Below are 13,264 nucleotides of genomic sequence, written 5' to 3' on the forward strand. Positions count from 1 at the left end.
CTTGGTCCAGACCAAAATCGGTACGACGTACCACCGCACGCGTGCGCGCACGGCCCAACGGAACTCCCCCACGTTCTCCTGGAGCGAAGCATGCGCAAAAAGTCAGTCGGGGCGGCGGTGGTGGCGCTCGGCGTCGCCGGCGTCACCCTGTTCGCCACCGGTAGTGCCGGCAGTCACGGCTACACCGACTCGCCGATCAGCCGCCAGAAGCTCTGCGCCAACGGCACCGTGACCAACTGCGGCTCCATACAGTGGGAGCCCCAGTCGGTCGAGGGCCTCAAGGGCTTCCCCTCCGCCGGTCCCGCCGACGGCAAGATCTGTTCCGCCGGGCTCACGCAGTTCGCCCAGCTGGACGACCCCCGGGGCGGTGCGTGGCCCGCGACGCAGCTCTCGGCGGGCCAGAGCTACAGCTTCCGCTGGCAGTTCACGGCCCGGCACCGCACCACGGACTTCAAGTACTACATCACCAAGAACGGCTGGAACCCGAGTCAGAAGCTGACCCGGGCCATGCTGGACCCCCAGCCGTTCCTGACCGTCCCCTACAACAACCAGCAGCCGCCGGCGACCCTCTCGCACTCCGGGACGATCCCGGCGGGCAAGACGGGCCGCCATCTGATCCTGGCGGTGTGGACGATCGCGGACACGGCGAACGCGTTCTACGCGTGCTCGGACGTCAAGTTCTGACGCCCGGGCGGCTCGGTGACCGTTCCTGACGGTCACCGAGCGGCCGCTCCCGACGGCCGCCGAGCGACCGTTGCCGGCGGTCGTCGAGGGGTCGTTCCCGCCCGTTCATTTCTGATGGATCGTCAGCTACAGTCCGGCCCATGAGGGGTGCGGACACCGTCGCGGAACTCGTACGGCGCCAGTGGGGCGACCACCGGATCGGGCTGAGGGACGAGCACCACACCCTCACCCACCACCAGGTCGCCGCCGGCGCCGCCGCGCGGGCCGCACTGCTCGTGGACCTGATGCCACCCCTGCCGGGGGGCGAGCCGCACCTCGGCATCCTGCTCGACAACACGCCGGAGTACCCGCTCTGGCTCAGCGCGGCGGCCCTCGCGGGGGCCGCCGTCGCCGGGATCAACCCCACCCGGCGCGGCGCCGAACTCGCCCGGGACATCCGGCACACCGCGTGCCGGGTCCTGGTCACCCAGCGCGCCCACCTGCCGCTCCTCGACGGTCTCCCGCTGCCCGGCGTGCGGATCCTGGTCACGGACACCGACGCGTACCGGGAACTCCTCGCGCCGTACGGGTCCGCCCGCCCGGGCGACGCGCGCCTCGGCCCCGTGCGCCCCGACAGCCGCTTCCTGCTCTCCTTCACGTCCGGCTCGACGGGAGCGCCGAAGGCGGCGCTCTGCAGCCAGGGCCGACTTGCGGCGGCCGGTGCCTCGCTCGCGGCCCACTTCTCCGTCGGGCAGGACGACGTCCACTACGTCTGCATGCCGATGTTCCACGGGAACGCGGTGATCGCGGACTGGGCGCCGGCACTGGCCGCCGGGGCGGGGGTGGCCTTGAGGGCCCGCTTCTCGGCCTCCCGTTTCCTCTCGGACGTACGAGACTTCGACGCCACCTACTTCACCTATGTCGGCCGGGCGGTGCAGTACCTCCTGGCGACCCCGCCCACCCCCGAGGACCACGCGCACCGGCTCCGCCTCGGCTTCGGCACGGAGGCGGGGGCGGTGGACGCGGCGCGCTTCCGGGAGCGCTTCGGGGTGCCGCTCGTGGAGGGGTACGGCTCCTCGGAGGGCGGCGCGTCGATCCAGCGGACCCCGGACACGCCGACCGGCGCGGTGGGCCGGGCGGCACCGACGGACGACCTGCTGGTGGTGGACGCGGAGACGGGCCGGGAGTGCGAGCCGGCCCGTTTCTCCCCGACGGGCCGGCTCCTCAACGCCGCCGAGGCGGTCGGAGAACTCGTCAACCGGGGCCGCAGCGCCTTCGAGGGCTACTGGCGCAACCCCGACGCGGAGGCGGCCCGGCTGCGCGACGGCTGGTACTGGACGGGAGACCTCTTCTACCGGGACGCGGACGGTTACCTCTACTTCGCGGGCCGTACGGACGACCGGCTGCGGGTCGACAGCGAGAACCTGGCGGCCGCGATGATCGAACACATCCTGGCCCGCTGGGACCGGGCCGCGGGGGTCGCGGTCTACGCGATACCCGACCCCGTGGCGGGGGACCAGGTGATGGCGGCGCTGGCGCTGCGGGAGGGAGAGGTCTTCGATCCGGCGGAGTTCGCCGCGTTCCTCGCGGCGCAGCAGGACCTCGGGACGAAGATGCCGCCGCGCTTCGTCCGGGTGATGCCAGGACTCCCCCTCACGGCGACGAACAAGATCCACCGGGTGGCACTCCGCCGCGCCGCCTTCCTCTGCCCGGACCCCGTCTGGTGGCGCCCCACCCCGACCGCCCCGTACGAACCCCTGACCGACGCGGCCGCCGCCACCCTCCGGGCCGAGTACGCCCTCCACGACCGCGCCCCGTCCCCTGACCACCACCGCTGAACCACCGGGCGCGCCGCCGGTCTTCGGCGCTGCGCGCGCCCGGAATCGAGAACCCTGACGGCGGGTCCCGGAGCCCCTCCGCCTACGCTGCTGCCATCGGCCGGCGCCGCCGCCGGTCGCGGGATACGGGGGACCGGTGCAGAGGGACGACATGACCGAGGTGTTCCAGCCACTCCAGGCGGACGATCCGCCCGTGGTGGCGGGCTACCGCCTCGCCGCCCGGCTCGGCGCGGGCGGCATGGGCCGGGTCTACCTCTCGCACACACCGGGCGGCCGTCCGGTGGCGATCAAGGTCGTCCGGCCGGAACTGACCGACTCCCCGGCCTTCCGGCACCGGTTCGGCCGGGAGATCAAGGCGGCCCGGCGCGTCCGGGGCGCGTACACCGCCGAGCTGATCGACGCCGACGCGGACGGCGTACCGCCCTGGCTTGCGACGCTGTACGTGCCAGGCCCGTCCCTGTCCGAGGCCGTCGCCCGGCGCGGGCCGCTGCCCGTGCCGGCGGTGCTGTGGCTGATGGCGGGGGTCGCCGAGGCGCTGCAAGCCATCCACGGCGCGGGAATCGTGCACCGTGACCTGAAGCCGTCGAACGTACTGCTGGCCGCCGACGGCCCACGAGTGATCGACTTCGGCATCTCGCTCGCCTCCGACATCTCCTCGCACACGGCGACCGGCACCACGATGGGCACGCCCGCGTACATGGCCCCCGAGCAGGCGTCCGCGGGTGAACTCACGCCGGCGACGGACATCTTCGCGCTGGGTCAGACGGCGGCCTTCGCGGCGCTGGGAGAACCGCTGTACGGCGAGGGCCCGTCCGTCGGCGTGCTCTACCGCATCGTGCACTCCGCACCCGACCTGTCCCTCCTTCCCCCGCAGCTCCGTCCACTGATCGCCCGATGCCTGGCCGCCGCTCCGGAGGAGCGGGCCACCCCGGCCGAGGTCGTCGAGTGGTGCAGGCAACGACTCGGGCGGGACGCCGACGCGGGCGCGGGCCCGGCCGTCTGGCGGGAGGTCACCGGACCCGAGCCCACGGTGCCGGATCCGGTCCCCGACCCCACCCCGGTGCACACGCTGCCGCTGGTCCCGCGGCCACGGCCGGGGACGTGGCCGCCCGCGCCGGACGAGCGGCCGACGGGACCGGACGAACGACGGTCCCGGAGGCGGCGCACCGCGCTCGTCACGGCCGCCGCCGTCACGGCGGGCGCCCTCCTCCTGACCGGCCTGACCTGGACGGTCATGGACGCCGCGGAGCGGATCCGCGACCGCGGGGCGTCCGCGAGCACGACTCCCCCCGGCGCGACGGAGCCGTCCGGTACGCCGAAGAAGGACGGTCCCGCCGCGAAGGACGGCGGCCGGACCCACGAGGCGTCGCGGCCCTCCCCGACCACCCCCGAGGCGCCGCAGGCCGTCCCCTACCCGTTCCGGATGCTGACCGAGGAGAACTCGATGAGCATCAAGGAGCCGGTCGAGCGCACGAACCGCAAGGGGGACATCCGCCTCGTCTGCAAGGACTCCTGCGCTCTGGAGAGCAGCGCCAGCCGCATGCAACTGCGGGCGAGCAAGCCGGGGGCCGGTCTCGAAGAGTGCCGCACCACCCTCGACTCCGAGCCGACCCGCAGTCTCGAGCTGTCATGGGCGGCGGCCGGCAGTGAGATCTGCATCGAGCACCCCTCGGGAGACATCGCCCTGTTCGTCATCCAGGTGAAGTCGACGGCGCTTCCGCAGCGCGGGATCAACTTCGTGACCGGTGACCTGACGGTCTGGCGCGCGCCCTGAGCCTCGGGCCGGGGGCATCCTGAGAAGAGCGTCCCGCCCCCGTGGCCCGCCCCCCGGTCCCGCCGCCTAGGCCCTGTCGGCCTAGCGTGGGCCTCATGGACCCCCGTACCCCCTGGCAGGCGCTCACCCGGCCCCGGTTCCCTCTCGGCCCCTGGCCCTGGCGAGCCGTCGTGTACCTGGCGACCGGCGCGCTCCTCGGGGCCGCCGTGTGCGCCGTGTTCGTACTGCTCGGGCTGTTCTCCGTCCTCCTCGTGGGGCTGCCGCCGCTCCTCCTCTCCGGCCTCGCGCTCGGCGGCATCGAGCGCCGCCGCCTCCGGCTCGTCGACCTCGACCCCGTATCCGACCCGCACCGGGTCCCCACCGCCCCCGGCCTCGCCGCCTGGCTCCGGCTCCGGGCGGGGGAGCAGGCGACCTGGCGGGAGTTCGCGTACGCCCTGCTCCTCGCCACCGTCCTGTGGCCGCTCGACCTCCTCGCCGTCGCCGTCGGCATCGGCCTGCCCGTGCTGCTCCTCGGCGCTCCCGTCCAGCTGGCCGTGAACGGCGAGGAGGCCAAGGTCGTCAAGGCGTACCTGGTGTCCTCCTATCCGGAGGCCTTCGCCGCCGCCCTCCTCGGCGCCCTGCTCCTCGTCGCCCTCGCCTACCCGCTCGCCGCCGTCGCCGGGGCCCGCGCCGCCCTCGCCCGTGCCCTGCTGACCCCTCGCGAGTCCACGGAGCGGGGGGCGATCGGCGAGGTCATCGCCTCCCGCGCCCGGCTCGTCGACGCCTTCGAGGCCGAGCGGCGCAGGATCGAGCGCGATCTGCACGACGGCGCCCAGCAGCGCCTGGTCGCCCTCACGATGACCCTCGGGCTCGCCCGGCTCGACGCCCCGCCGGGCGGTCCGCTCGCCGACCAGCTGGCGAAGGCGCACGCGGAGGCCGGGCAGGTCCTGACCGAGCTGCGCGAGCTGATCCACGGCATCCACCCGCAGGTCCTCGCCGACTACGGTCTCGGTCCGGCCCTCGCCGACGCCGCCGACCGGTCCGCCGTGCCCGTCGCCACGGACGTCGTACTGCCCCGGCTGCCGGAGTCCGTCGAGAGCGCCGGCTACTTCGCCGGCTGTGAGGCCCTCGCCAACATCGGCAAGCACAGCGGGGCGAGCCGGGCCTCGATCACCGCCCGGCACACCGACGGTGTCCTCCGGATCGACGTCGAGGACGACGGGCGCGGCGCCGCGGACCCGGCCGGGGGGACCGGTCTCACCGGCCTGGCCGACCGGATCGCCGTCCTCGATGGCACACTGACGATCATGAGCCCGCCGGGCGGGCCGACCCTCCTCCGAGTGGAGATCCCATGCCCCGCACTGAGCGAACGCTCCGCGTCGTCCTCGCCGAGGACAGCGTCCTCCTCCGGGAGGGACTGATCGGGCTGCTGGCCCGTTTCGGCCACGAGGTCGTCGCCGCCGTCGGGGACGCGGACGCGCTGCGCGAGGCGGTCGCCGCCCACGACCCGGACATCGTCGTGACCGATGTCCGGATGCCGCCCGGCTTCCAGGACGAGGGGCTGCGCGCCGCGGTCGCGCTCCGCGCCGCGCGTCCCGCCCTGCCGGTCCTCGTCCTCAGCCAGTACGTGCAGCGCAGCTACGCCGCCGATCTCCTCGACGCGGGCGACGGCACGGGCGTCGGCTATCTGCTCAAGGACCGGGTGGGCCAGGTGGAGGAGTTCCTGGACGCGCTGGCCCGGGTCGCGGACGGCGGGACGGTCGTCGATCCCGAGGTCGTACGGCAGCTGCTCCGCCGGCACCGCGATCCGCTGGAGGCGCTGACCCCGCGCGAGCGCGAGGTCCTGGGACTGGTCGCGGAGGGCCATTCGAACGGCGCGATCGCCCGCCGTCTGGTCGTGACCGAGGCCGCCGTCGGCAAGCACATCGGCAACATCCTGGCGAAGCTGGATCTGCCGCCGGCCGAGGACACCCACCGCCGGGTCCTCGCCGTCCTGACCTACCTCCGGGCCTGAGGGCAGGGAAGCCGGGGGCCGGGCGGCCGGGCGGCCGAGGGAGGGGACCGGGGACCCGGATGCCTGGGGACCCCGGGACGACCGGGCCCACCGAAACCACCAGGACCACCGGGACACGAAGAAGCCCCCCGCTTTCGCGAGGGGCTTCTTCTGTCTGTGCGCCGCCAGGGACTCGAACCCCGGACCCGCTGATTAAGAGTCAGCTGCTCTAACCAACTGAGCTAGCGGCGCCTGCTGACAGAGAAAATACTACCTGGTCCCGCGGGGTGCTGATGACCACCCCGCGGGGCCGCGCCGCAGGGACCCCCGAATGGCCCGGTTGCCGCGGATCTCTCGGCTTCCCGGGTCCCGGGTCCCTCAGATCGCCAGTGCCATGACCACCGGCGCCGCCCGCCGGTTCAGCGTGTCCGCCGCCGAGCGCAGCCGGTGGGCGTGCTCGATCGGCAGGGAGAGGGCCAGGCAGCCCACGGCGGAGCCGGCCGTCAGCGGAACGGCCGCGCAGACCGTGCCCACCGCGTACTCCTGGAGGTCGAGCACCGGGACGGTCGGCGGCTGGCTGTCCAGCTTGGAGAAGAGGATCCGCTCGCTGGTGATCGTCCGGGAGGTCAGCCGGGCGATCTTGTGCCGGGACAGGTGGTCGCGGCGGCCGTTCTGGTCGAGCTGGGTGAGCAGGCACTTGCCGACCGCGCTGGCGTGCGCGGCCGAGCGGAAGTCGACCCACTCGTTGACCTTGGGAGTGCGCGGACCGTCGGCGAACTGGGTGATCTTCACCTCGCCGTCGATGTACCGGCTGATGTAGACCGCCGCGCCGACGGAGTCGCGCAGCTCGGTCAGGGTCTCCTGGAGCTTCGCCTCCAGGGCTTCGCGGCGGGTCAGACCGGAGCCGAGGAGGACGAGGGAGTCCCCGATGACGTACGCGCCGTCGGCGACCTGCTCGACGTACCCCTCACGGCGGAGCATGAGGAGCAGTGAGGAGAGGTGGGCCACGGGCAGGCCGGATTCGCGCGCGATCTGGACGTCCGTCACTCCGCCACCGTGCCGTGAGATCGTCTCGAGGACGCGCAAGGCGTATTGCACCGAGTGGAACGGCGCGGTGGGCTCGGGCTTCAGCGCCACGGTTTCCCCCTACCAGGTTGTGACCGCAAGCTTTCGTACCACGATAGCCGCCAAGCGCCGTTTGCGGGGCGGCTGTTGGCGAGAATGATGCGGAGCGTCCGGGCCCTGGTCTGGGGTGCACCACTCTGGCATATGCCTACGTCATGAGTGGTCCGGAGAGTCTCAGGTCAGGGCCGTGCGTGGAGGGGTTCGCCCATGCGTTCGGCCCTGGGAGAACGCGAGATTTTTTATGGGGAAACGGACGCGGTGGCGGTCGTTCCGGTCACCTTCCGGCCCCCTGCGGTGGCCGAGAAGCATCGGAAGGCACCCGTGGAGCCGGCGGAATAAACGGAGACACCCTCCTGTTGTCATCGGATCCAAGCCGATCCACGGGTCGTTCAGTCGATCCGCGGGTCGTTCACGAGTCCGTACGTCTGCCGAGGAGGGTCCCGAAGGTGACCGACGCTATTCGAGGAGAGGCGCGGGGCTCCGCGCCCGTGCCGCTGTCCGTGCTGGACCTGGTGACCGTCGGCAGCGGCAGGACCGCGAGCCAGGCGCTCGCCACCAGCGTCGAGCTGAGCAGGCTCGCCGAGCGGCGCGGCTTCCACCGGCACTGGGTGGCCGAACACCACTCCATGCCCGGCGTCGCCTCCTCCTCCCCGGCGGTGATCCTCGCCCACCTCGCCGCCCACACCCGGCGCATCCGCCTCGGCTCGGGCGGCGTCATGCTGCCCAACCACGCCCCGCTGGTCATCGCCGAGCAGTTCGGCACCCTGGAGGCCCTCGCCCCGGGCCGGGTCGACCTCGGTCTCGGGCGCGCGCCCGGCACCGACGGGGCGACCGCGGCCGCCCTGCGCCGCACCGCCACGCTGAACGAGGGCGCCGACGACTTCCCGGAGCAGCTCGCCGAGCTGACCCGGTTCCTGGACGACGACTTCCCGGACGGCCACCGGTACGCCCGGATCCATGCCGTGCCCGGCCCGGTGCAGGGCCCGAAGGGCCGGCCGCCGATCTGGCTGCTCGGCTCGTCCGGTTTCAGCGCACGTCTCGCCGGCCTGCTCGGCCTGCCCTTCGCGTTCGCCCATCACTTCTCGGCCAGGAACACGGTCCCGGCGCTCGACCTCTACCGGGAGTCCTTCCGGCCCTCCGAGGTGCTCGACGCGCCGTACGCGATGATCGGCGTCGCCGCGCTCGCCGCCGACGAGGCGGCGCAGGCGCACCGCCAGGTCCTCTCCGGCGCCCTCGCGATGCTGCGGCTGCGCACCGGCCGGCCCGGTCTCGTGCCGACGCCGGAGGAGGCGGAGACGTACGGGTACAGCCCCGCCGAACGGGAGTTCGTGAACGAGTGGCTGGCGAACGTCGTGTACGGCACCCCCGACGAGGTCCGTACCGGCCTGGACGACCTCGGGAAGCGGACGGGCGCGGACGAGCTGATGATCACGGCCAACGCGCACGGCGGGGAGGCGCGGCTGCGGAGCTACGAGCTCATCGCGGACGCGTACGAACTCCCCGAGCTGCCGGAGGAGTAGGGCGCGACACCTGTTCCGGGCCGGGGACGCCCGGGTAAAAACCCTGGTCGCCGCGGCCGGTTGGTTCCTGCACGGATCCGGCCCCGCTCCACCCCTAAGTGAACCTTAAACCGCTCGTCACCGATGGTGGCGGGCGGTTCCGTTTTGTGCTGCACGCCTCTGACGAGGCCTTTCTTCCTCGAATTGGTCTAGTCCTCAATCTGGTTCAGACCATTGACGCAGTGTTCACGTGCCGGTTATCACTGCTCCAGCTCCTGTACGGCACCACCCCCGCACTCCCCCCGATGGAGGCCGCACGTGCACCCCCGTAAGCCCTTGATCGCCGCGCTCCTCAGCACGGCCCTCGCCGCCGGCGCCCTCGCGGCGACCGTCGGCCTCGGCTCCGCCCAGGCGGCCGACACGACGACCACTGCCGCTGCGGGCGGTGTGCGCATCGCGTACTACGACCAGTGGAGCGTCTACGGCAACGCGTTCTACCCCAAGCACCTCGACACCCGGGGCATCGCGGGCCAGCTGGACGTCATCAACTACTCGTTCGGCAACATCCACCCCACCAACCTCACCTGTTTCATGGCCAACAAGGCCGCGGGTGACGACAACAACCCCAACGCGGGTGACGGTGCGGGCGACTCGTACGCCGACTACCAGAAGTCCTTCAGCGCGGCGGACAGCGTCGACGGCGTCGCCGACAAGTGGGACCAGCCGATCGTGGGCGTCTTCAACCAGTTCAAGGAACTGAAGGCGAAGTACCCCCACCTGAAGATCAACATCTCGCTCGGCGGCTGGACGTACTCCAAGTACTTCAGCGACGCGGCGAAGACGGACGCGAGCCGCAAGAAGCTCGTCTCCTCCTGCATCGACCAGTACATCAAGGGCAACCTGCCCGTCGAGGGCGGCTTCGGCGGTGCGGGCACGGCGGCCGGCATCTTCGACGGCATCGACATCGACTGGGAGTACCCCGGTTCCTCCGGCGGCCACCTGGGCAACCACTACGCCCCCGAGGACAAGCAGAACTTCACGCTGCTCCTCGCCGAGTTCCGCAAGCAGCTCGACGAGCACGGCGCGGCCAACGGCGGCAAGAAGTACATGCTGACCGCCGCCATGCCGGCCGGCCAGGACAAGATCAAGTACATCGAGACCGACAAGATCGGCCAGTACTTGGACTACGCCAACATCATGACGTACGACATGCACGGCGCCTGGGACGGCGACGGGCCGACGTACCACCAGTCCCCGCTGTACTCCGGCTCGAACGACCCGACCGACGTGATCGCGCCGGGCACCGAGAAGTACTCGATCGACAACGCCATCGACTCCTGGATCGACGGCAAGCCCGCCTACGGCATCGCCGGCGGCTTCCCCGCCAACAAGCTGACCCTGGGCTACGAGTTCTACTACCGCGGCTGGAAGGGCGTCCCGGCCGGCTCCGCCAACGGTCTCGCGGGCACCGCGACCGGCGGCTCCAACGTCCGCCCGCTCAGCCAGCAGGCCGGCATCGCGCACTACAAGGAGCTCGGCGGCATCGTCGACAACGCGGCGACGACCTTCTGGGACGACCAGGCGAAGTCCTCGTACTTCTACAAGGACGGCGAGTTCTTCACCGGCCTCAACCAGAAGTCCATCCAGGCCCGGGTGGACTACGCCAAGCAGCGCGGCCTGGGCGGCGCGATGATGTACTCGCTCCTCGGCCTGGACGAGAACGCCACCCTGCTGAAGCAGATCAACACGGCGCTCGGCTCCACCACCACCCCGCCGACCACCCCGCCGACGACGCCTCCGACCACCCCGCCCACCACGCCTCCGACCACCCCGCCGACGACCCCGCCCACGGGCTGCGGCTCGGTCCCGGCGTACGTGGCCGGCACGGTCTACAACGGCGGCACGGTCGTCTCGCACAACGGCCGCAAGTGGCTCGCCCAGTGGTGGACCCAGAACGAGGCCCCCGGCACCACCGGCGAGTGGGGTGTCTGGAAGGACCAGGGCGCCTGCTGAGGCCCTGACCGGGACCCGGGAAACCTCACGTGACCCGCTGAACCCCGCATGAACCGCTGCCCCCGCCCGGAATGTCCCTCCGGCCGGGGGCAGTTCCATGTCTCCGGCCGGAGCCGGGGGTGGTGCCACGCCTCGGGCCCGCGGGCGATGTCGTGCCCCCGGGCCCGTCGACACCTCGTGCCCCCGGGCCCGTCCGCACCACGTACGCGCCTCAGACCGGCAGCGGCTCCGTGCCGATCAACTCCGCGATGCGGTCCGGTGCCACCGCCCGCGAGTACAACCAGCCCTGCCCCGTGTCGCAGCCGATCCTGCGCAGCCGGCTCGCCTGCCCCGAGGTCTCGACGCACTCGGCGGTGACCGTCAGGCCCAGTCGGTGGGCCAGCTGCACCAGTGCCTCGACGATCAGTTCGTCGGCCGGGTTGGCGTGCTCCTCGTCCTGGAAGCCGCGGACGAAGGAACCGTCCAGCTTGAGCACGGAGACCGGAAGCCGGCTCAGATAGGCCAGGTTCGAGTAGCCGGTACCGAAGTCGTCGATCGCGATCCGCACGCCCATGTCGCTCAGCGCCTGGAGCGCCTGGAGCGGCCGGCCGGCGGAGCCCATCACGGCCGACTCGGTGAGCTCCAGCTGGAGCAGGTGCGGGGCGAGCCCCGTCTCCGCGAGGATGCCGGCCACGTCGGCGACCAGGTCGGAGTCCCAGACCTGACGCACCGCCACATTGACGCTGACGAAGATCGGACGCTCGCGCGGATGGTCCTTCTGCCACTGTCGGGCCTGTCGGCAGGCCGTGCGCAGCACCCAGCGGCCGAGCTCCACGATGGAGCCGTCCTCCTCGGCGATCCCGACGAACCGATTCGGCGGAAGGGCGCCGAACTGCGGGTGGTTCCAGCGCACCAGCGCCTCCACCCCGCGTACCGCCCCGTCCGCCAGATCCACCAGCGGCTGGTACTCCAGGGCGAACTCCCCGCGCTCCACGGCCGGGCGCAGGGTGGAAGAGAGCGCCTGCCGGGTCATCCGGTGCGCGTTGCGCTCCGGGTCGAAGAGGGTCCAGCGGGCCTTGCCGTCCGCCTTCGCCCAGTACAGCGTGGTGTCGGCGTCCTGCATCAGGGCCGTCGCCGTCGTGCCGGACCCGGCGCGCTCGACCACGCCGATCGAGGCGGAGACGGAGAGCCGCTGGCTGCCCAGGTCGAAGGGCTGCTGGAGCGCGCACAGCACCGAGCGGGCCAGATCGGCGAGTTGCTCCGTGCCGGCGGACTCCTCGACCAGGATCGCGAACTCGTCCCCGCCGAGTCGCGCCACGAGATGACCGCCGCTGCGGGTGTAGCCGTCGCTGTCCGCGCACTCCGTGAGGCGGGCGGCGACGGCGGCGAGGAGCCGGTCGCCGACGCGGTGGCCGAGGGTGTCGTTCACGGCCTTGAAGCCGTCGAGGTCGAGGTAGCAGAGGCCGATCCGCCCTGTTCTGCCATACCCGTAGGACTCGTACGAAGAGCTGATCGTCCCGCCAGGGCCCATCGGACCCGTCGGACCCGTCGCGCCGGGCGCCCCCGTCCTGCCCACGGTGGCCGAGGCGCTCGCGGTGCCCGCGACGGCCTCGGCGCTCGCGACGTCCGCCGCGTCCTGCGCCGAGGCCTCCAGCGCCGCCGAGAGGCGCTCGAAGAACAGGGCGCGGTTGGGCAGTCGGGTCACCGGGTCGTGCATCTGGAGGTGCCGCAGCCGTGCCTGGAGTTCGCGCCGGTCGCTGATGTCCGCGATCGACAGCAGGACGCGCCGGCTGTCGGGCACGGGGGCGACGGTGACCTCGGCCCACAGCGATCGCCCGTCGGCGTGCTTGAGGCGGCGGGTGCAGCGGAAGCGGGAGCGCCGACCGCGCAGCACCTCGCGGTACGCGTGCCAGGTGCGCCCGTCGGACGCGAGGTCGACGAGGTCGGAGGCGGCCTGCTCCCGGAGCGCCTCCGGCGCGGCGCCGAGGAGGGTGCCGAAGGAGTCGTTGGCCGCGACGACGACGCCGTCCTGGTCGACGACGGCCATCGCGAGCTGGGCGACGCGGAACGCGGCCCGGTAGTCGCGGAGTTCGGAGGGGGAGCAGCCGACGCGTGGCTCGGCGCCGTACCGGGGGTGACGCTCCGTGAGCGCGGATTCCGGCGCGCGTGTCTCCGGCGGCTCTGGGTGCACCGGTCCTTCGGGGGTTCCGCTCACCGCTCGCTCCCGTAGTGCAGTCGGGCCGGTCACATGTGGTCGGGACGGTCGGCCAAGGAAGAGTGTGCCGATCATAGAGCCCGCATGGGGGAGCGTTCCAGCTTCGAGACGGCTCCGGGGGGCGCCCGCTGCTGTGAGACCGCCCACCGCCACACCCCGCCCGATCGTTTCTGCGCGGGTCTGACA

The 13,264-nt window shown here is 72.4% G+C and carries 9 protein-coding genes and 1 tRNA gene; 7 read left to right on the forward strand and 3 right to left on the reverse strand.

The genetic code is table 11. From position 1 onward, the window contains the following. Nucleotides 1-90 precede the first annotated feature (90 nt). From ACZ4XX_RS06925 to ACZ4XX_RS06945, 5 genes are all read left to right on the forward strand, one after another. Entirely contained in the window at nucleotides 91-684 is a 594-nt protein-coding gene (locus ACZ4XX_RS06925) for a lytic polysaccharide monooxygenase auxiliary activity family 9 protein (RefSeq protein WP_468506885.1), read from the forward strand. 140 nt (nucleotides 685-824) lie between these two features. Further along, nucleotides 825-2,501, forward strand: a complete 1,677-nt coding sequence (locus tag ACZ4XX_RS06930; RefSeq protein WP_468506886.1) for an AMP-binding protein — start codon at nucleotides 825-827, stop codon at nucleotides 2,499-2,501. A 151-nt stretch (nucleotides 2,502-2,652) separates the two neighbouring features. Then, nucleotides 2,653-4,275, forward strand: a complete 1,623-nt coding sequence (locus ACZ4XX_RS06935) for a serine/threonine-protein kinase (RefSeq protein ID WP_468506887.1) — start codon at nucleotides 2,653-2,655, stop codon at nucleotides 4,273-4,275. Between the two features lie 95 nt (nucleotides 4,276-4,370). Then, a complete protein-coding gene (locus tag ACZ4XX_RS06940) occupies nucleotides 4,371-5,675 on the forward strand; it encodes a sensor histidine kinase (protein ID WP_468506888.1) in 1,305 nt (434 codons plus the stop codon). Next, the gene (locus ACZ4XX_RS06945) at nucleotides 5,606-6,268 is read left to right on the forward strand and encodes a response regulator (RefSeq protein WP_468506889.1); all 663 of its coding nucleotides are present in this window, start codon (nucleotides 5,606-5,608) and stop codon (nucleotides 6,266-6,268) included. The genes ACZ4XX_RS06940 and ACZ4XX_RS06945 overlap by 70 nt, the downstream gene beginning before the upstream one ends. Nucleotides 6,269-6,425: 157 nt before the next feature. On the opposite strand, the gene ACZ4XX_RS06950 is transcribed toward ACZ4XX_RS06945, so the two are convergent. After that, a tRNA-Lys gene (locus ACZ4XX_RS06950) sits at nucleotides 6,426-6,499 on the reverse strand. A 126-nt stretch (nucleotides 6,500-6,625) separates the two neighbouring features. Beyond that, a complete protein-coding gene (locus tag ACZ4XX_RS06955; RefSeq protein WP_468506890.1) occupies nucleotides 6,626-7,384 on the reverse strand; it encodes an IclR family transcriptional regulator in 759 nt (252 codons plus the stop codon). Between the two features lie 434 nt (nucleotides 7,385-7,818). Here ACZ4XX_RS06955 and ACZ4XX_RS06960 point away from each other — a divergent pair, with 434 nt between their 5' ends. Then, nucleotides 7,819-8,892: an LLM class flavin-dependent oxidoreductase gene (locus ACZ4XX_RS06960; RefSeq protein WP_468506891.1), complete on the forward strand. Its 1,074-nt coding sequence runs from the start codon at nucleotides 7,819-7,821 to the stop codon at nucleotides 8,890-8,892. A 297-nt stretch (nucleotides 8,893-9,189) separates the two neighbouring features. After that, a complete protein-coding gene (locus tag ACZ4XX_RS06965; RefSeq protein WP_468506892.1) occupies nucleotides 9,190-10,884 on the forward strand; it encodes a glycosyl hydrolase family 18 protein in 1,695 nt (564 codons plus the stop codon). Nucleotides 10,885-11,095: 211 nt separating this feature from the next. Here the strand turns inward: ACZ4XX_RS06965 and ACZ4XX_RS06970 are convergent, their stop codons facing one another. After that, nucleotides 11,096-13,078, reverse strand: a complete 1,983-nt coding sequence (locus ACZ4XX_RS06970; protein WP_468506893.1) for a putative bifunctional diguanylate cyclase/phosphodiesterase — start codon at nucleotides 13,076-13,078, stop codon at nucleotides 11,096-11,098. Nucleotides 13,079-13,264: the final 186 nt, after the last annotated feature.

This window comes from Streptomyces sp. NPDC029956, assembly GCF_055574655.1.